Origin of the sequence: Salmonella sp. 741265055_HSA (assembly GCF_046569525.1) — a bacterium.
GTDB classification, from domain to species: Bacteria; Pseudomonadota; Gammaproteobacteria; order Enterobacterales; family Enterobacteriaceae; genus Salmonella; species Salmonella enterica.
This window is the reverse complement of record NZ_JBKFSQ010000009.1, coordinates 93759-112795: the sequence shown is the minus strand read 5'-3', so window position 1 is coordinate 112795 and position 19037 is coordinate 93759. Positions and strand designations below refer to the sequence as shown.

20 protein-coding genes and 1 tRNA gene are annotated in these 19037 nt (G+C 51.8%); 10 read left to right on the top strand and 11 right to left on the bottom strand.

Translation table 11 applies throughout. The features are described 5' to 3' along the window. The first annotated feature begins 311 nt into the window (after positions 1 to 311). The gene (gene tsr / locus ACLD4K_RS07585; RefSeq protein ID WP_411011630.1) at positions 312 to 1973 is read left to right on the top strand and encodes a methyl-accepting chemotaxis protein; all 1662 of its coding nucleotides are present in this window, start codon (positions 312 to 314) and stop codon (positions 1971 to 1973) included. Positions 1974 to 2142: 169 nt separating this feature from the next. Here tsr and opgB read toward each other — a convergent pair whose 3' ends face one another. The 6 genes from opgB to ACLD4K_RS07555 form a co-directional block, all read right to left on the bottom strand. Next, entirely contained in the window at positions 2143 to 4434 is a 2292-nt protein-coding gene (opgB, locus tag ACLD4K_RS07580; RefSeq protein ID WP_076936320.1) for a phosphatidylglycerol--membrane-oligosaccharide glycerophosphotransferase, read from the bottom strand. Positions 4435 to 4716: 282 nt separating this feature from the next. Continuing rightward, positions 4717 to 5208, bottom strand: a complete 492-nt coding sequence (locus tag ACLD4K_RS07575) for a DUF2501 domain-containing protein (RefSeq protein WP_001090317.1) — start codon at positions 5206 to 5208, stop codon at positions 4717 to 4719. 57 nt (positions 5209 to 5265) lie between these two features. Beyond that, positions 5266 to 6003: a DNA replication protein DnaC gene (dnaC, locus tag ACLD4K_RS07570; RefSeq protein WP_000799924.1), complete on the bottom strand. Its 738-nt coding sequence runs from the start codon at positions 6001 to 6003 to the stop codon at positions 5266 to 5268. A gap of 2 nt (positions 6004 to 6005) precedes the next feature. After that, a complete protein-coding gene (dnaT, locus tag ACLD4K_RS07565; RefSeq protein ID WP_000098573.1) occupies positions 6006 to 6545 on the bottom strand; it encodes a primosomal protein DnaT in 540 nt (179 codons plus the stop codon). Between the two features lie 92 nt (positions 6546 to 6637). Then, on the bottom strand, positions 6638 to 7111 hold the full coding sequence (locus ACLD4K_RS07560; protein WP_000511329.1) for a threonine/serine exporter: 474 nt from the start codon (positions 7109 to 7111) through the stop codon (positions 6638 to 6640). Beyond that, entirely contained in the window at positions 7102 to 7878 is a 777-nt protein-coding gene (locus tag ACLD4K_RS07555) for a threonine/serine exporter ThrE family protein (RefSeq protein WP_001674846.1), read from the bottom strand. The genes ACLD4K_RS07560 and ACLD4K_RS07555 overlap by 10 nt, the downstream gene beginning before the upstream one ends. Before the next feature lie 712 nt (positions 7879 to 8590). On the opposite strand from ACLD4K_RS07555, the gene ACLD4K_RS07550 reads away from it, so the two are divergent. Next, entirely contained in the window at positions 8591 to 9316 is a 726-nt protein-coding gene (locus ACLD4K_RS07550; protein ID WP_076936325.1) for a helix-turn-helix transcriptional regulator, read from the top strand. After that, a complete protein-coding gene (gene bglJ, locus ACLD4K_RS07545; RefSeq protein WP_000431546.1) occupies positions 9277 to 9951 on the top strand; it encodes a DNA-binding transcriptional activator BglJ in 675 nt (224 codons plus the stop codon). Before ACLD4K_RS07550 ends, bglJ begins: the two co-directional genes overlap by 40 nt. A gap of 50 nt (positions 9952 to 10001) precedes the next feature. Here bglJ and ACLD4K_RS07540 read toward each other — a convergent pair whose 3' ends face one another. The 3 genes from ACLD4K_RS07540 to ACLD4K_RS07530 all read right to left on the bottom strand — a co-directional run bounded on the left by ACLD4K_RS07540 (position 10002) and on the right by ACLD4K_RS07530 (position 12584). After that, on the bottom strand, positions 10002 to 10460 hold the full coding sequence (locus ACLD4K_RS07540) for a YbaK/EbsC family protein (RefSeq protein ID WP_000058271.1): 459 nt from the start codon (positions 10458 to 10460) through the stop codon (positions 10002 to 10004). 150 nt (positions 10461 to 10610) lie between these two features. Next, on the bottom strand, positions 10611 to 11399 hold the full coding sequence (fhuF, locus tag ACLD4K_RS07535) for a siderophore-iron reductase FhuF (RefSeq protein ID WP_058111877.1): 789 nt from the start codon (positions 11397 to 11399) through the stop codon (positions 10611 to 10613). Positions 11400 to 11519: 120 nt separating this feature from the next. After that, complete coding sequence (locus ACLD4K_RS07530) at positions 11520 to 12584, bottom strand: GGDEF domain-containing protein (RefSeq protein WP_115286409.1); 1065 nt, start codon at positions 12582 to 12584, stop codon at positions 11520 to 11522. Between the two features lie 250 nt (positions 12585 to 12834). On the opposite strand from ACLD4K_RS07530, the gene ACLD4K_RS07525 reads away from it, so the two are divergent. Then, positions 12835 to 13071 (top strand): DUF1435 domain-containing protein, encoded by a 237-nt coding sequence (locus tag ACLD4K_RS07525; protein WP_000941879.1) that lies wholly within the window; start codon positions 12835 to 12837, stop codon positions 13069 to 13071. Between the two features lie 31 nt (positions 13072 to 13102). Here ACLD4K_RS07525 and ACLD4K_RS07520 read toward each other — a convergent pair. Both ACLD4K_RS07520 and rsmC read right to left on the bottom strand, forming a co-directional pair. After that, positions 13103 to 13189: transfer RNA gene (locus ACLD4K_RS07520), tRNA-Leu, on the bottom strand. Between the two features lie 190 nt (positions 13190 to 13379). Then, entirely contained in the window at positions 13380 to 14408 is a 1029-nt protein-coding gene (gene rsmC / locus ACLD4K_RS07515) for a 16S rRNA (guanine(1207)-N(2))-methyltransferase RsmC (RefSeq protein ID WP_411011629.1), read from the bottom strand. A 102-nt stretch (positions 14409 to 14510) separates the two neighbouring features. Here rsmC and ACLD4K_RS07510 point away from each other — a divergent pair, with 102 nt between their 5' ends. The 6 genes from ACLD4K_RS07510 to ACLD4K_RS07485 all read left to right on the top strand — a co-directional run bounded on the left by ACLD4K_RS07510 (position 14511) and on the right by ACLD4K_RS07485 (position 19028). Further along, a complete protein-coding gene (locus ACLD4K_RS07510; protein ID WP_000203998.1) occupies positions 14511 to 14948 on the top strand; it encodes a DNA polymerase III subunit psi in 438 nt (145 codons plus the stop codon). After that, positions 14893 to 15339: a ribosomal protein S18-alanine N-acetyltransferase gene (rimI, locus tag ACLD4K_RS07505; RefSeq protein WP_001092435.1), complete on the top strand. Its 447-nt coding sequence runs from the start codon at positions 14893 to 14895 to the stop codon at positions 15337 to 15339. Before ACLD4K_RS07510 ends, rimI begins: the two co-directional genes overlap by 56 nt. A gap of 21 nt (positions 15340 to 15360) precedes the next feature. Next, positions 15361 to 16038 (top strand): pyrimidine 5'-nucleotidase, encoded by a 678-nt coding sequence (yjjG, locus tag ACLD4K_RS07500; protein ID WP_000870686.1) that lies wholly within the window; start codon positions 15361 to 15363, stop codon positions 16036 to 16038. Between the two features lie 91 nt (positions 16039 to 16129). Further along, positions 16130 to 17719, top strand: coding sequence for a peptide chain release factor 3 (prfC, locus tag ACLD4K_RS07495; protein WP_000175965.1), 1590 nt, complete (start codon positions 16130 to 16132; stop codon positions 17717 to 17719). Positions 17720 to 18120: 401 nt separating this feature from the next. Beyond that, on the top strand, positions 18121 to 18738 hold the full coding sequence (gene osmY / locus ACLD4K_RS07490; RefSeq protein WP_411011628.1) for a molecular chaperone OsmY: 618 nt from the start codon (positions 18121 to 18123) through the stop codon (positions 18736 to 18738). A gap of 128 nt (positions 18739 to 18866) precedes the next feature. Continuing rightward, positions 18867 to 19028, top strand: a complete 162-nt coding sequence (locus ACLD4K_RS07485) for a DUF1328 domain-containing protein (protein ID WP_000490276.1) — start codon at positions 18867 to 18869, stop codon at positions 19026 to 19028. Positions 19029 to 19037 lie beyond the last annotated feature (9 nt).

Sequence of the window (19037 nt, the reverse complement as noted above, 5' to 3'; positions counted from 1 at the left end):
CGTGTTTGAGGAGGTAGATTGACTGCTATGCTGAGAGGATCTTGCCAGATCATCGCGCGCGTAAAGTTCGGTAAATCAGTGAGTGGTTGTATGGCGGTTTAAGCGGTCGGACGTACCGGTAAGCGGTTTCGCGGAGGAGGGCGTGGGCTATTTTATGTGATTGAGATCACGATATAAAATGGGACGATCCTTGTTGCGCGAGGCGTCATAACGACTTCACTGAGCTAATCGTGATATTAATGGCGCGAATCCCATAAAGTTTTCCCTTTCCAGGCCGAAAATTCTGTATCTGTCTAGCGGAAAGAGAAAACATGTTAAAGCGAATTAAAATTGTTACCAGCTTACTGCTGGTATTGGCGCTATTTGGCCTTTTACAACTGACATCCGGCGGGCTGTTCTTCAACTCGCTAAAGAATGACAAAGAAAACTTCACCGTATTGCAAACCATTCGTCAGCAGCAGTCTGCCCTGAATGCAACCTGGGTGGAGCTGTTGCAAACGCGTAATACCCTGAATCGCGCGGGTATCCGCTGGATGATGGACCAGAGCAATATTGGCAGTGGCGCAACCGTCGCTGAACTGATGCAGGGGGCGGCCAATACGCTGAAGCTCACCGAAAAAAACTGGGCGCAGTATGAGTCGTTACCGCGCGATCCACGTCAGAGCGAGGCGGCTTTCCTTGAGATCAAACGAACCTATGATATCTACCACGGCGCGTTGGCGGAGCTTATTCAGCTTCTTGGCGCGGGTAAGATTAACGAGTTTTTTGATCAACCGACTCAAAGCTATCAGGACGCTTTTGAGAAGCAGTACATGGCCTATATGCAGCAAAACGATCGTCTGTACGATATTGCTGTTGAGGATAACAACAGTTCCTACAACCAGGCGATGTGGGTACTGGTCAGTGTGCTGATTGCCGTTCTGGTGGTCATTATCGCCGTCTGGTTCGGCATCAAACTGTCGCTTATCGCCCCGATGAATCGTCTGATTGAAAGTATTCGCCATATCGCCAGCGGCGATCTGGTGAAACGTATTGATGTGGAAGGCTCTAACGAAATGGGGCAACTGGCGGACAACTTACGTCATATGCAGAGCGAACTGGTGCGTACCGTGGGCGATGTGCGCAATGGCGCTAACGCCATTTACAGCGGTGCCAGCGAGATTGCGATGGGCAACAACGATCTCTCTTCCCGTACTGAGCAGCAGGCAGCGTCTCTGGAAGAGACCGCCGCCAGTATGGAACAACTGACCGCCACCGTGAAACAGAACGCCGAAAACGCCCGTCAGGCCAGTCACCTGGCATTGAGCGCCTCTGAAACAGCGCAAAAAGGCGGCAAAGTGGTGGATAACGTCGTACAAACAATGCGCGATATCGCCTCCAGTTCGCAGAAAATCGCCGATATTATCAGCGTAATCGACGGTATTGCTTTCCAGACCAATATTCTGGCGCTGAATGCGGCGGTAGAAGCGGCGCGCGCAGGCGAGCAGGGACGCGGGTTCGCGGTGGTAGCCGGTGAAGTCCGTAATCTGGCCCAGCGTAGCGCGCAGGCGGCACGAGAGATCAAGAGTCTGATTGAGGATTCCGTGAGTCGTGTTGATGTAGGTTCGACGTTGGTCGAAAGCGCCGGTGAAACCATGGATGAGATCGTCAATGCAGTGACCCGCGTGACCGACATTATGGGCGAGATTGCCTCGGCGTCTGACGAGCAAAGCCGCGGTATCGACCAGGTGGGCCTGGCGGTAGCGGAGATGGATCGCGTAACGCAGCAGAACGCCTCGCTGGTGGAAGAGTCCGCCGCTGCGGCTGCGGCGCTGGAAGAGCAAGCCAGCCGTCTGACCCAGGCCGTCGCGGTGTTCCGTATTCACCAGCAACAGCAGCGTGCGCGTGAAGTGGCAGCGGTAAAAACCCCGGCAGCCGTGTCGTCACCAAAGGCCGCTGTGGCCGACGGCAGCGATAATTGGGAAACGTTTTAAGGGCGTAGTGGTGAACAGTCGGCCTACAGATGATCGTAGGCCGGATGAGATATTCACACTTTTGCCTGATGGCGTAGCGCTTATCAGGCCTGTGCGCCAGTTTATTGATAAAGATGATGTGTAGGCCGGGTAAGGCGCAGCCGCCACCCGGCATATATGACATTCTCTTTTAACTCTCAACATTCACCACTTTGATCTCCACCATGCCAATCCCCAATTTGCGCGGCGAATGGCCCAAAATATTACCTTCGTTGGTGGAGACGGGAGCGGGCGGCGCAATGACTAAGGTATTCGCGTCCGTCGGGTTGTTGAAATGCAGCGTGATAGTGGACACATCGTGACCCAGTACCAGCGTCTGTTCTTCGTTGCCTACGCGTACCGGAATCGGCCGATTCGCGTTGTCGCCGAAGGCTTTGGCGGTGATCACCAGATCAAACTTTTTCGGCAGCGGCGCTTTATATTCGATTTTAACCTCATCGCCCAACTGCGCATTTGACCAGCGCCCCCAGGACTCCGGCCGGGAAATGCCGCTAAACTGCTTCACCTCCTCCGGCGCGCCCGCGACATTAAAGATAAAGCTATCGGCTTTATAACGAATATCATTATCGACAATCTTTAAGGTATCGACGTTGCCTTTGTAGCGCTCCATATCGATCATCGTGTCTTTAAACGCAGTCTTACCCTGCCACTGCGCTTTATCGACATGCTGTACGGTTTGCTGCCCGCCAAGCTGCCCCTGCGAGACGCACCAGTCGGTGGAGAGCGCCAGCGCCGGCGCCCATAGCTGCGCCATTTTGTAGCAGCGATCGACCCAAACGAAATTATCGCGCGGGGCGAAGTCGGCCAACTGGAACCGCAGCGGAGCGGAGTATTCACTTTCCGGTAACGGCTCGACGCGCTTATCCGATACCCGCAACAGCAGCGGTAAGCGGAAGTGGCTGCCGGAAAAAGCGATCATGTTTTTGTCCCGATCGATAGTGAACGCTTTTATCTCTTTTGGAAAATTCCACAGGCGAATAATATCCGGCTTCATCGCCAGCACTTTCTCTTTTACATTCAGGAACACTTCCGACAGCGACTGCCCGGAAAGGCTGCTACGTCCCAGACCGATAAAATTATCGCCGCCGAGAATATCCAGCACCGTTGCGCCGTTGTCCATCGTGTTGCGTTTGACCGCCAGCGTCTCCTGCTGCGGTTTATCGCCGCGCAGAATGAAAAACAGATTGTTGCGATCTTGCTTATTCAGGTATTTCCAGGCGGTATTGTTCATCGCCAGATGGTCGGAAGAGACGACGATAACGGTATCTTTAAACCACGGTGACGCTTTGATTTTGTTGATAAACTCGGCGATGTTTTCCTGGCTGCAACTTACGGCGCTAAAGGACTGGTTGGGCTTGCCGTCGTAATCGTAGCGTTTGCGGTTGCAGGTGCGTGAGATAAACCCGTCCGGGTGGTGAGTATCTACGGTCAGCGTAAACAGCGAAAAACGCTGGCCTGAGCGGGAAAGCGCTTCAAATTTCTTCCATGCCTCATCAAGCACCGTATCGTCGTAGAAGCCCCAGTCGTTACGATAAGACGGGTCTGCCACCACCGTTTTCAGCTCTTCAGCGCCGTACAGATGATCAAATCCGTGTGATTTCAGGAACACGTCTTTCCCGGCAAAACGCAGGTTAGCGCCCTGCACGAAATAGTTCTGGTAGCCGGAGTTTTTCAGAATATCGCCGAGGCAGATATTCTGCGGAAAGAAGCTGGACACCGACGCTGAGGCATTGCCCTCAAACGGCGCAAACAGCGGAATACCACACTGGGAAGCCACCATCCCGGCGATGGTGTAATCCGTTCCCGGCAGTTGCATGGTATGGCTGAAATCCAGCCCCTCATTTTTCAGCGCGCCCAACTCTGGTGTGAGATTGGGGAACGCGTCATTATCAAAATAGGTCCGTTCCAGGCTCTCGCCGTAGATATAGACCAGATTGAGCTTCGGATTAGGAATGGTTTTTGCTGGTTCTTTATAATAAACGGCAAAATCCGGATCGCCATCGCGCATTTGTGATTTTACCAGTTCGGTAATCTGGCGAAACGCCGGACTGGCGTCGACCGAACCCAACGCCAGCAGTAACGCCAGCAGGCTGTAACCGACATGATGCGGATGGTGACGGCGGCGGCGTAGTACCCATCCCAGCGCGCCGAATACCGTCACTAACGCCAGGGCAATGCCGATTCCCGGCAGAATATATTTGCCGACTCCCGCTCCCGTCAGACTATTCGTCAGCGTATAAAGCACTGCGTCGTTGATCCCGTCGCCGGTAAAATAGTCGCTGGCATACAGGGTAATATTCAGAATGACAAAAAGTCCCAGCACCGTGAGAGTGGCGGCAAACCACCAGGTGTTACGGCCCGCCTTCCAGGCATATATCAGCACAGAGGCGAGAAACAGAGCGACAGAGAGCAACTCGGACAACTGACGATCCTCAATAAACCAGGCTTATCGCTGGCAGGAAAAAATTTCTAACAATGTAATAGCGATGTCACATTGCTGCAATTCTAATGACTTTACACGGCGCTATTATTTAGAATGAGTTTAGAAAGTTGTTTTTTTGATCGGCATCACTTCCTGACATAGCGGTTAATAACAGGAAAAGACGAAAGGAAAAGTCGGGTTAATGCCGTGCTGGCGGGTAAAGGGCCAAAACACGGCTTTTATCAGGACGTCCCAGCGTGGCGCATGGTCAGAAAAACGCAGTCAGGAAAGGAAATTCAGCCCTTGCTGCAACACCAGATCGCAAGCTTTGGTTTTCACCTTTTCCGCCAGCGGCGTACTGCCGATATTATTGAGGTTCAACTGCTGGCCGTCCTTCGTCTTGAGCAACCCTTGCAGGCCGTTCAGGTAGTTAGTGTCCTGCTCCTGCTGTGTAGTATCCAACCCCAACTTGTTCAGAATCTGATTTTTAACGTTTTCCACGTTGGTAGCGGACGCCAGCTTCTGTTTGGCGCAGTACTGCAAAATACCGGCGGCATTATTCATATTATCGGCGCTGAGCGACTGGGCGCCGTTGCTGAGCAGACCGGTTAGCGCCGAAAGCGACATCCCGCCCTGCTGTGAGTTCGCGCCCTGAGCGCTTAACTGACTGGCGGCGCTGGAAAGCGAATCCTGCCAGGAGGCGGCGATACCGCTGGTGGAAATCAGTACGCAGGCGACTGCCGCGCAGCACAGAACATGTTTCGCTGTATTCATGGTAATCACCTGTGTTATGCCTGCCAGGCGTAGTATCACCCTGGAGCACGTTGCAATTTAATACTCTTTACCTGTCACCCGGCTGCGGTAACTGTCCCAGGTAAAATTAACCCATAAACTGTTGCCGAGACGCATACGGTCCATGACGCGTTCGCCAAGCATTTTCGTCATCTCTTCCATATTGCTGTTCGTCAACATGCCGGTGGGACGTTTTGACGAGGAACGACGATCGACAATTTGATTGATGATCACTTTTTCATAGCGGGATTCGGTCTGCACGCCGATCTCGTCGATCACCAACAGATCAACGTTACTCAGATCGTTAAGCAACTGCTCTTCGCTGGTTTCCCGATTGCTGAACGTGTCTTTCATCGCTGACATAATATCCGCTACGGTGATAATCAGTACCGACTTTCCGCGCAGCAGCAGCTCGTTACAAATAGCCGCGGCGAGATGGTTTTTACCGGTTCCCGGCTTGCCGGAAAAGACAAAGCTGGCGATATTGCCGTCAAATTCATCAACGTACTGTCGGGCTTTGCTTAACGCGTTCATTTGTCCGTCGCACTCAACCCGATAGTTATCAAACGAACAGTTTTGATGCAGCGGTCGAATGCCGGAACGGTTAAAGGTGCGCTGCATTTTCATCGCCCGATTTTCCCGCGCCAGCGCCGCCGCCCGGATCTCGCCTTGCTCTTTCTGCCACGCCAGCAGTTCTTCGCCCGTTTTAAACGCCGGTGTAATATGCGCAGGCATCATTTTTTGTAGACGCTGCATCAGGTCGCCAACATTTTTCATCGTTACCCCCTAAAACCTGGTGGAATATGATTGTCAGGTTCGCTGACGCTATTGATGTCGCGCTGCGGCATTCCGCCATTGCTGGAACGGCTGATTTGCACGCTGCGCGCCAGCTTTTGCTGCCACTGGATATGGTGAAAAACCTTGCCTTCCGCCTGCCAGTAGGCGATAAACGCCGCCAGCTCTTCTGCGGTGACCGGCTCCCGAAGCGCCACGCCCCAAAGGGCAGCCTGACGCTGAAAATCCGCATCCGGTTGCCAGGCGGGATACATGGCGAATTTTCCGCAGGGAATCGCAACGGGGGCGGCTTCGGGTTCTTCGTAAAATTGCGCGTCTAACGCCACATCGCTTCCCGGACGTGATAACTTTTCTTCAAGCGCCAGCAGTTCAGCCATGCGTGCAGGCGTCACGGCATAAAAGGCAGGCGCATTATTAGCGAATACCGCCACTGCGCCGCCCGTTGACTTCGCCAGCACAGCATGATGATCGTGTAAAAGGGCGTCAATACCGATGACGTCCGACGTTAAAATTCTGGAAGACATAATGTTTCTCAATATGGAACAACAACCGAGAAGGGCGACTGTTTTTATAGTACCACACAGACCTGTAAGAACAGCAGGAGGCGTTCCACCGATCACACGCGGGGGCGTTTGCGGTACAGCCATAATCCCGGTACAGAGAGGCCAATTGAGAGCGCGCCAACAATGGAAGAGGCTTTCAGAAAATTAGTTAGCAGCGTAATCATCATCGGTTCGCTATAGCCCAGATGGCTAATTTTTACTGCGGAAATCATCGCGGTATAGGCGGAAATCCCCGGAAACATCGGGATCACGGCCGCGACGGTAAACACTTTAGGGTGAGCGAGATACCAGCGTGACCACTGAATACCAATACTGCCGACCAGCAGCGAAGCCATAAACGTCGACCATTCGATATTAAAGCCAGCGCTCATCATCAGCATACGCGAGCCATGACCCAGCGCCCCCAGTAGCGCGCACCACGGAAGTGCCCGGTGGGGAACATTAAAGACCATCGCAAACCCGACGGCGGGGATCGCAGACAAGATCATGTCCTGCATTAGCGCCAGTAAAAAGTCGATTATACCCATCCTCGTAGCCCCCATACTGTCATTGACATCACTACGCCCACACAGGTGGCCAGTGTCAACAGGCTGGCGATAGCCCAGCGCGCCAGCCCGGTATTAATATGTCCTTTAAACATATCTGCGACGGAATTAATCAGCGGAAAGCCCGGCACCAGTAGCAGTACGCTCGCCGCCATGGCGATAGTGGGCGTCTGGCTAAAGGCGGGAAGGGTGAGCATCAGTCCGGAAATCGTGGTAGCGACAAAGGCGGTAATGCAAAAATTGATCTGCGGATGTAAATGCCGCTGCGCCAGCATCTGGCGAATATACATGGCTATCATACTGGCGAAAAAGGTGATAACCGCGCCATCCCAGCCGCCATTATTCAGCTTACAAAAGCAGGAGCAGGAGAGACCGACCATAAACGCCACCAGCCAGCGCGGATAACGCAGCGGGCGGAGCTGGCTAAAGCGTTTTTCCACGCCTTTGTAATCCAGCAGACGATGTTCCGCGAGGATAACGATATGCTGAACCTCCGTGACGACGTGCATATTAATGCCGCGATCCTGGTTTTTACGTGTCGATGTCAGACATTGTCCGTCTTTAATGGTCGTCAGGACAATGGCGTTAGAGGAGATCGCGCTTTCGACGCTATCCATACCGAGCGCCAAACCGAGGCGGGTGGAAAGCTCATCAACCAGTGCGCTTTCCGCCCCGTGCTGCAATAAAAACAGCCCGCATTGAATACATAACCGTGTTACTGCTCGTTGAATTGATTGCTCTTCTTGCATGACTCGTCCTGTCCGAAAAGACATTCTATGCGCCGCCACTATGACAGAGGCTTTCTTTTTAACACGAAGCGCAGGCATGATGGCGTTGGTTAAGATCAATTTCTTGTTGATAAAAACGTCAACCGCCAGACGCAACGCATAAGTTTCCTGAGACGTGCGCTTCGTCACAGGCAGGATATCCTTATGGGCGACGGTTCTCGTATGTCCGTTTCCAGAATAGAGACATTATGCCAGCCTGGCCGTTTATTTTTGAATCAATGATGTGGTGAATTTTATCAATTTTATGCATTAATCGTTTAACAACAATGGCGTGAGCAGCAGGCGTAAAAGTAGGCATGACATAGTGTAATTTGCAGATATTACATGGATTTTATGGGAGGCCGTCAGTATTGTTGGGCTTTTAATTTAGGATTCAGCAATATGAATGAAGGATGAACTCATATTTTAAATTTATTAATATAATGAGTTTCGTTAGAATTACTAATGTGCAAATTTAGTTAATTTAATTGTCTTGCTTCTGGTTTTATGAGTAACTATGCGATAGTGATTTCATGTTTTTGTGCTATGTGGATTGTAGCGCAATCAATGTTATATTTTTAAAAATAAAACAAGGATAATTAATCCACTCGGCTTATATTTTCTTTGCGCTCATTGTTAATAGTATTTTTATTAATGGGACAATGAAAAGGGGCGGCGTGGGTGCGGAGGAATTATGCTGCCAGGATGCTGCAAAAATGGACTTATTATCAGTAAAACCCCCCTTATACAGGAAGGCCTTAAAGGGGCTATAACAGGTAATTTCCCCGATTATAAACTGGCGTATTGCCGTACGATAGAAGAGCTAACGCTGTTACAACTACGCCGAAGTAATTTAGTTATTGCTGATTTAGCAGTTAACAATGCCTCTCCCCGTGCTATCTGCGAATATTTTTATAGCTTACTCTCGCAATATCGCGACATACATTGGGTATTCCTGGTTCCTAAATCCAGCTATCCACATGCGGTTGATCTCCTGATGGGCCCCGTCAGCACCTTGCTTTCAGACGAAGAGCCAATTGAGAATCTTATTAGCGTTATCCGTGCGGGAAACGCTCGCTCAGAAAGAATAAGCAAAACGTTATTATCGCCTCAGGTACCGTCTGAAATTCAGGAGTCCCGCGACAGGCCGATTGTCCTTACGCTGTCTGAACGAAAAGTATTACGCCTTTTAGGAAAAGGGTGGGGCATTAACCAAATTGCGGCGTTACTTAAAAAAAGTAATAAAACAATTAGCGCCCAAAAAAATAGCGCCATGCGACGCTTATCAATACACAGTAATGCAGAGATGTATGCATGGATAAACAGTTCTCAGGGAGCCAGAGAATTGAACCTACCTTCGGTATATGGAGAAACCATGGAATGGAAAACAGAATCAGCAAGAGAAATGTTGCGCTCGTAGAAAAATGCGTGATGAGCACCATTGGTATTAAAGGGCTATTTGATGCAATGCCGGATTGCCGACATACGCTTCATATTTTTTCAAAACCATCCGCGTTTTATAAGGCTGCGCTAAAGACGCCGTTTTCTGCCGTTATTTTTTCTCTTTCTGCGTTAAGAACTGAACGCCGGACAGGATTATCCAGCCTGACGGAACTGGCGATAAATTATCCCCATATGCGACGTCTGGTGATTGCCGATGATGATGCTGAAGCCCGCTTAATCAGCGCGCTATCCCCGCTGCCGCTGGATGGGGTCATCAGCAAAGCGTCGCCGTTGGATGTTTTACAGGATGCCTTATTTACATCGCTTAATAGCGCCCGGCGGACAACGGAGCGTACAGACAATCTTTGGGAGCTTCACCAGAATTGTATGCTTAGTCCAACCGAGCGGGAGATTCTGCGTTTTATGTCGAACGGCTACTCAATGCCGCAAATTGCCGTCCAGTTAGAACGTAACATTAAGACTATCCGGGCGCATAAGTTTAATGTGATGTCCAAGCTGGGCGTGAGTTCTGATGCCGGGTTACTCGATGCGGCGGATATTCTGTTATATCTGCGCGCCGGAGATGCTACCGCGCTCCAGCATCGGGTATAGCCCGCGCCGGATGCGCCGTGCTTGTTCGGGGAATCCTGGGGGCAGGCACGTTATTGACACACGTCTACCCAGGTCGCCGATGTCAGTTCAGCCATTCTTTCCGGCGTGATGCGTACCGCGCTGTGCGTGGCGCCCGCGGCAGGCAATACTTCGTTATACCCCTTCAGAGAGATGTCGCAATAAACGGGCAGCGGGTGCTCCAGCCCGAAGGGACATACGCCGCCGACAGGATGTCCGGTTGCATTGACCACTTCATCGCTGCTCAACATACGGGCTTTTGCGCCGAAAGTGCTTTTAAGCTTCTTATTATCCAGGCGGGCATCGCCTTTAGCGACCACCAGGATAATGGTGTCTTTTACTTTAAGCGAGAGCGTTTTAGCTATCTGCCCTGGCTCTACATTGTGCGCTTTGGCTGCCAGCTCGACAGTCGCTGTACTTTGATTTAATTCGATAATTTCAATATCGGGAGCATGATCGGCCAGAAATTGCCGTACAGATTGCAGACTCATTCTTCTCTCCTGAGACCTTACCAATAGCCACGGTAGACCCAAAAATGGCAAAACGTAATTTGGCATACGGAGAGCGCCGCTGTAAATATAATAATGTGACAGGCCAGCAGCAGTAAGCCGTGACGATAACTGAAGGCAACGTAAAGCGGTTTACTTTAGCGTGCAGTCGCCGCACTGCTGTACGTCAGGTAAGCGGTAACGTTGGCAGCAGGTTCTGCGTACCAGAAGACCGTCGCGCATTACGACGGTCCGCCACAGCGGGTTATCCTGACCGTCGGATAGCTGCTTTTCAAAAAAACAGCGCTGGCGTAGCGTTGCCAGCAGGGCTTCGCCAAGCAGCGGTTTCATCTCAGTCAGATACCAGTTGATTAAATAACCGGTATTGCTCCAGATAAGTTTCGCGTTGATGTCGCCAGTCGCCTCCAGCGCCTGAATGACCGGCTGTAGTGCGGAGACTATCAGCGTTTCCATTCGTTCTTCCGGGGAACGCTCCGTTGCCAGGTTATCCTGATGCACATCAAGCCAGAAACACGCGGCGCGCCCGGTTTCATGAAATTCAACGTGAATATGTTCTGCCGAGACATTGATAGCGCGCGCTTGCGTCAGTAATGCCAGCATCAGCGGCGGCACCATCAGCCCGATATACCATTGCGCCCACAGGGAGAGTAACGGCTTATTTTCACGTGGCAGGCCTGGCGTGTGTCGATAGATGTGATCGGAATAGGCGGCCAGCAATGAACGAAACGTCGCGGGGTGCGTCCACTGGGCAAGAGTCATCGCCGTTGGCGGCGGCGTTTCATCCAGCCGGATGAAGTCCAACAGGTACTCACGGGTAGAGGCGATCGTCTCGCGTACTGCGTCCGCCAGCGAGGCGTCTTCCGGCTGGGGAGCAGCTCGCCAGATAATATCGTCAGCAATCGGTGCGGAACGGTAGGCCATAGCGCAGTTTAATGATGTTAATCTAAATGATAATGATTGCTAATCCTATCGATAGCGATAAACGATGGCAAGCGGTTTATGGTTAACGCTGTTGGCGTAGCACGATTACGCCAGCAGGATTCATAGGGCGCGCATGTCGTCGCTGACCAGAATGTGGTTACGTCCAAGATGCTTGGCTTCGTAGAGCGCTTTATCCGCTTTTTCGATAGCGTCTCCGATATTGCGATCCGTCAGGGGCGCAATGCCGATACTGACAGTGACATTGGTGGCGACGCTTTCGTTAAACATATGCGGGATTTTAAGATCGTATACTTCCTGTCGGATACGTTCTGCGGTAGCGCGGGCTTGCTGTGGTTCGGCGGTGGTCAGCAACACCAGAAATTCTTCCCCGCCAAAACGGCAGACGACATCGCGCGATCGCACGGCGTCCCGAATTGCCGCTGAGACGCGGATTAACGCCTGATCGCCCATCATATGACCGTAGTGATCGTTGTACGCTTTGAAATGATCGATATCCAATAGCAGGACGTAGTGTTCATGGCTGCCCGGCGCCTGTAACGTATCCAGCCGATTTTGCAGGCCACGGCGGTTATATAAGCCGGTTAATGGATCAAGCATACTCAGGCCATTGAGGGTTTCCCGCTCGGCCAGCAGCTTAAACATGAGCTGTTGGGCAAAATTATCGTAGCGTTTCTGGATAACATGTTGAATAGCGATTCCCACCATTGGCAGGGCCAGCAAATAGAGAATTCGCAAACCTTGTTCATTACCGTTCAGCCACAGGCAGACCGCGACTGGCGGTAGCGAATAGAGCGTAAACGCGACGATATTCGCGGCAAAGGCTATCGAGCCGATAAACAGAACGCTAAGCAGGGAAATCAGTAAAAAAGAGAAATCATAATGGCCTAACGCCGGATACTTTAGCGCAATATGCGCCGCCCATATTCCCCCAAAGAGTAGGGAGGTAAAGGGGAGATTAATTCTTTTTTGTCCATATTTCCCATGCCATATCAACAGTAATACGCTCAGGACCACTATCCCTATCATTGGCGTGCAAAATACATTGATCTGATAAAGGGGGAAAACGAGAGTAAATAGCGCCGACACGGCGTTGAGAAACAAGAAAAGACGTAAAGAAAACTGATACTTCTTAATACGAAGCGACCGCCAGGATGGTGTTGTCATGGGTAATTGTCGTTATTTATCGGTGATATACACGGAATCGGGCGCCAACATGAAAATAACGTATGAGAAAAGGTCGCCTAAAGCGAGGTGTTGTTGTTTTTACGTTAACAGTCGGACAATTTATCACCTTACTGAATACGTGTCATCAACCGTTAAGTAAAACTCATCTCTTTAGCTTCCTCCCTGGCTGACAAATGAGAAAATATATCATATGATATTGGTTATCATTATCAATTCCAGAGGTAAAACCATGTTGCAGCGAACGTTAGGCAGCGGATGGGGCGTATTATTGCCTGGAGTGATTATTGTTGGACTGGCGTTTATCGGCCTGTCAGCTTATGCGCTGAAGCTGTTGATTGTATCAGGATTGCTACTGTCTGCGCTGATGTTGTATCACAAACAATTACGGCATTTTGTACTGCTGCCATCGTGTATGGCGCTTATTGGCGGCATGATGTTGGCAATGATGAACTGGAATCAGGGATGAAAATAAAGAGACAAAGGAAGGATAAGATAATTGGTGCGAGGGGGGGGACTTGAACCCCCACGTCCGTAAGGACACTAACACCTGAAGCTAGCGCGTCTACCAATTCCGCCACCTTCGCATACCATCGATTCTTGAAAAGAATCACTACCACGGAGGCGCATTCTAGTGGTTTTCAGCTATTCGTCAATAGTTAATTGCATGGGATAGATTGATTGCTGCAAAAATGGGCGCGAGACGCAGGTTGGATAAGACGCCTGGCGTCGCCATCCGGCACATGCAACCAGATGGCGCTGCGCTTATCAGGCCAACTATTTCTTCGCCTGACGGGTCATCACGGTACGATAAACCTTAAAGCGCCCGGTTTGCGCGATGACTTCATGGAAGCCAAAAGTCTCATCCAGAATCTTAGGATAGGGCAGAAAGGCGTTCGCCACGATGCGTAACTCTCCGCCGCTGTTCAGATGGCGCACTGCGCCGCGAATGAGCGTTTGCGCCGCATCGAGGCTGGTTTGCATTCCGTCGTGGAACGGCGGGTTGGAGATGATCATGTCAAAACGTCCTTTGACTTCCGAAAAGACGTTGCTGGCGAATACCTCGCCTTCAAGACCATTAGCGGCAAGCGTGGCGCGGCTGGCTTCCACCGCCGGAGCGCTGACGTCACACAGCGTCAGGCGCACTTTCGGCGAATGGCTGGCCAGCACGGCGGAAAGCACGCCAGCGCCGCAGCCGACATCCAGCACTTTACCTTTGGTGTGCGGCGTCAGCGTAGACAGCAGCAGTTGGCTACCAACATCCAGTCCGTCGCGGCTGAATACGCCCGGCAACGTTTTGATGGTCAGCCCGTCGATGTTGTACTCGGCCCACCAGGATTCAAGACTAAACTGCGGCTGCTTTTCCAGACGACCATGGTAAAGGCCGCAACGTCGCGCGCTATCTACTTTGTTCAGCGGCGCATAGTCCGCCAGCATCGGTTCGGCGCTGCGTACGCCACTGCGGTTCTCACCCACAACAAAAACATCGCTGCCCACCGGCATCAGCGACAAAATATTCATCAACTGGAACTGCGCTTCGGGTTTATTTTTCGGCCAGTAGTAGATCAGCGTATCGCAGTCAGCGACATCGCTGGCTTGCGCGACCAGGCTAAAACGGACGTTATCGCCCATCTGGCGGCTTAACGCCTGCCAGTGGTGAAACTGTTGCGTATACGCGCGGCTGGCGGCGCATTCAAAGCGCGCGGGCAGGTCATCCTGCAAATCTCCGGCAAAAAGAATACGGCTTTGTTCGAAATCATCACTGTGGCGCAGCAAGACTTCACTTGCCGGGGTAAAAGCAGACATGGAATGCTCCTTAATTCAGACTGGCGGCGATTATAGTAGTTTGATGGCGGAGATTCGACAGATTTGCTATATTTGCGCCCCTGATTACAGGAGCGTTTCGCTATGACATCCCGACGAGACTGGCAGTTACAGCAACTGGGTATTACGCAGTGGGCGCTGCGACGTCCTGGCGCGCTACAGGGCGAGATTGCGATTTCCCTTCCCGCGCACGTTCGTCTGATCGTGGTTGCAGAGGAATTACCCGCGCTGAACGAGCCGCTAATGCGCGATATTTTACGCGCGTTGACCGTGAGTCCCGATCAGGTTTTACCGCTGACGCCTGAGCGCGTCGCCATGCTGCCGCAGGGCAGCCGTTGTAATAGCTGGCGGTTAGGAACTGACGCGCCGCTCCAACTCGAAGGCGCTCAGGTCACGACGCCGGCGTTTAATGAACTCCGGGCAAACCCGGCGGCACGCGCCGCACTATGGCAACAAATCTGCGAACATGAACACGATTTCTATCCTCAGCACGACCGATCTCCCCGCAGCCTGGCAGATTGAGCAACGCGCTCATGCGTTTCCGTGGAGCGAAAAAACGTTTTTCGGCAACCAGGGCGAACGGTATCTCAACCTTAAGCTGACCGCTGATGACAGAATGGCCGCGTTTGCCATTACACAGGTGGTGCTGGACGAAGCGACGCTGTTCAATATCGCCGTCGATCCGGATTTTCAGCGTCGGGGACTGGGGCGTATGCTGCTTGAGCATCTGATTGATGAGCTGGAAAAGCGCGGTGTTGTAACGCTATGGCTGGAGGTACGCGCCTCTAACGCTGCCGCCATCGCGCTGTATGAAAGTCTGGGGTTTAACGAGGCGACGATTCGCCGCAATTACTATCCCACGGCACAAGGGCATGAGGACGCCATCATCATGGCGTTACCGATAAGCATGTAATAAAAGAGGCAAGGTGTAATGATGAAGTGGGACTGGATTTTCTTTGATGCCGATGAAACGCTGTTTACGTTTGATTCTTTCACCGGCTTACAGCGGATGTTCCTTGACTATAGCGTCACCTTTACCGCTGAGGATTTCCAGGATTACCAGGCCGTGAATAAGCCACTATGGGTGGATTACCAGAACGGCGCGATTACCTCATTACAATTGCAGCACGCGCGCTTTCAAAGTTGGGCTGAACGGCTAAACGTTGCGCCGGGGCTGCTGAATGACGCTTTTATTAGTGCGATGGCGGAGATCTGCTCTCCTTTGCCGGGCGCGGTTTCGCTACTTAATGCGATTCGCGGGCAGGCTAAAATCGGTATTATTACTAACGGTTTTACCGCGCTACAACAAACTCGTCTGGAGCGCACCGGGCTGCGCGAGTATTTCGATCTGCTGGTGATTTCCGAGCAGGTTGGCGTCGCGAAGCCCGATCCGAAAATCTTTAACTACGCCCTGGAGCAGGCGGGGAACCCTGACCGCTCGCGCGTATTAATGGTTGGCGATACCGCGGAGTCCGATATTCTTGGCGGCATTAACGCCGGACTGTCGACCTGCTGGCTTAACGCGCATCATCGCGAGCAGCCCGCGGGTATTCATCCAACCTGGACTGTGGCGTCATTAAGCGAACTGGAGCAGCTCCTGTGTAAACACTGATTGCCTCCCCCAGGTTGATGGGTAAAATAGCCGCATTTTTCGTATTCAACATGCGTGGTCAAACGCCGCGCTTACTCAAGAAGATTTGACTATGACGTTGTCTCCTTATTTGCAAGAGGTGGCCAAACGCCGCACTTTTGCCATTATTTCTCACCCGGACGCCGGTAAAACCACCATTACCGAAAAAGTGTTGCTGTTCGGACAGGCGATTCAGACCGCCGGTACGGTAAAAGGCCGTGGCTCCAGCCAACATGCAAAATCTGACTGGATGGAGATGGAAAAACAGCGTGGTATCTCCATCACCACCTCGGTGATGCAGTTCCCGTATCACGACTGTCTGGTGAACCTGCTGGACACCCCGGGCCACGAAGACTTCTCCGAAGATACCTACCGTACCCTGACGGCGGTGGACTGCTGTCTGATGGTGATCGACGCCGCAAAAGGCGTTGAAGACAGGACTCGTAAGCTGATGGAAGTTACCCGTCTGCGCGATACGCCAATCCTGACCTTTATGAACAAACTCGACCGTGACATCCGCGACCCGATGGAGCTGCTGGATGAAGTGGAAAATGAGCTGAAAATCGGCTGCGCGCCGATCACCTGGCCGATTGGCTGCGGCAAGCTGTTTAAGGGCGTTTATCACCTTTATAAAGATGAAACTTATCTGTATCAGACCGGTAAGGGCCACACCATTCAGGAAGTGCGAATCGTTAAAGGGCTGAATAACCCGGATCTGGATGCCGCCGTCGGTGAAGATCTGGCGCAACAGCTGCGCGACGAGCTGGAACTGGTGCAGGGCGCGTCTAACGAGTTTGATGAAGAGCTGTTCCTGGCAGGGGAAATTACCCCGGTATTTTTCGGTACCGCGCTGGGTAACTTTGGCGTTGACCATATGCTGGATGGTTTAGTGGCGTGGGCGCCCGCGCCGATGCCGCGTCAAACCGATACCCGCACAGTGGAAGCCTCGGAAGAGAAATTCACCGGTTTTGTCTTTAAAATTCAGGCCAATATGGACCCGAAACACCGCGACCGCGTGGCGTTTATGCGCGTGGTTTCCGGTAAGTATGAGAAGGGCATGAAGCTACGCCAGGTCCGTACCGGCAAAGATGTGGTGATTTCCGACGCGTTAACTTTTATGGCGGGCGACCGTTCGCACGTTGAAGAAGCGTACCCGGGCGATATTTTGGGTCTGCATAACCACGGCACCATTCAGATCGGCGATACCTTCACTCAGGGCGAGATGATGAAGTTTACCGGTATCCCGAACTTTGCGCCGGAACTGTTCCGTCGTATTCGCCTGAAAGATCCGCTCAAGCAGAAGCAGCTACTGAAAGGGCTGGTGCAGCTTTCTGAAGAGGGGGCGGTTCAGGTATTCCGTCCCATCTCCAACAACGATCTGATTGTCGGCGCCGTGGGCGTTTTGCAGTTTGACGTTGTTGTCGCGCGCCTGAAAAGCGAATACAACGTTGAGGCGATTTATGAATCCGTCAACGTGGCGACGGCGCGCTGGGTGGAAAGCGCCGATGCGAAGAAATTCGAAGAGTTTAAGCGTAAGAATGAAACGCAACTGGCGCTGGATGGCGGCGACAACCTTACCTATATCGCCCCCACGATGGTTAACCTGAACCTGACCCAGGAACGTTACCCTGACGTTCAGTTCCGTAAAACGCGCGAACACTGATCCCTTTCCGGGCGCGGCATCCGCCGCGCCTTCGTACTTTCCCTGCCTTTTTAACCGCTTACGGAATGTTCTTAAATCCCGCGTTTTTTCTCCGATCTGCCTGTTTTTTATACGCACCGACAAGCGATTTTAAAATTGTGATCTATATTTAACAAAGTGATGACATAAATGTCGGCTTTAATGCCTGTTCAATGCGTGAATATGAGAGCTTAAAGCTGAGATTTGTTTCAGTCACGATATTAATAACTGAAACGGAAGGGTGGCAGGCGACGCGTCGTTACAAATTCACGAATGTGATGCCAGTCATTGACTTCAGAAACCGGTGAGTTTCACCGCATTCAGCAATGCAACCTCGTGTTGCCTGAGCTCAAATTACGAGCAAACTATACAGGACAAAATCGATGACTATGACAAGACTGAAGATTTCTAAAACTCTGCTGGCCGTAATGTTGACCTCTGCTGTTGCGACAGGTTCTGCCTTTGCAGAAAACGCAACAACGGACAAGGCGCAAAGCGGAACCGAAACCACAGGGCAAAAAGTCGATAGCTCTATGAATAAAGTCGGTAACTTCATGGATGACAGCGCCATCACTGCGAAAGTCAAAGCTGCGCTGGTAGACCATGACAATATTAAAAGCACCGATATTTCTGTCGAAACCAATCAGAAAGTCGTCACCCTGAGCGGCTTTGTAGAAAGCCAGGCGCAGGCTGAAGCCGCCGTGAAAGTGGCGAAAGGCGTAGAAGGCGTGACCTCCGTTAGCGACAAACTTCACGTTCGCGACAATAAAGAAGGTTCCATGAAAGGCTATGCCGGCGATACGGCCACGACCAGTGAAGTCAAAGCCAAGTTGCTGGCGGACGATCTCGTCCCTTCCCGTAAAGTGAAAGTGGAAACGACCGATGGTGTCGTACAGCTCTCCGGTACCGTTGAAACTCAGGAACAAAGCGACCGCGCTGAAAGCATCGCGAAAGCCGTTGATGGCGTAAAAAGTGTTAAAAACGATCTGAAAGTTCAGTAATTCGTCGTAATTCGTCCTCCCGACGTTTGTCGGGAGGCGTAATGTGCACCACACTAAAAATATCGCGAATGAGTAGCCTGAGCGCTCATATTTAGCGGTCGACATTAACTATGGTAAAGGAGAGGCTTATGTTTCGTTGGGGCATCATATTTCTGGTTATCGCGTTAATTGCCGCCGCATTGGGTTTTGGTGGACTGGCTGGTACGGCTGCCGGCGCGGCGAAAATCGTCTTCGTCGTCGGGATCGTGCTCTTCCTGGTCAGCCTGTTCATGGGCCGTAAACGACCCTAGCAGGCATCT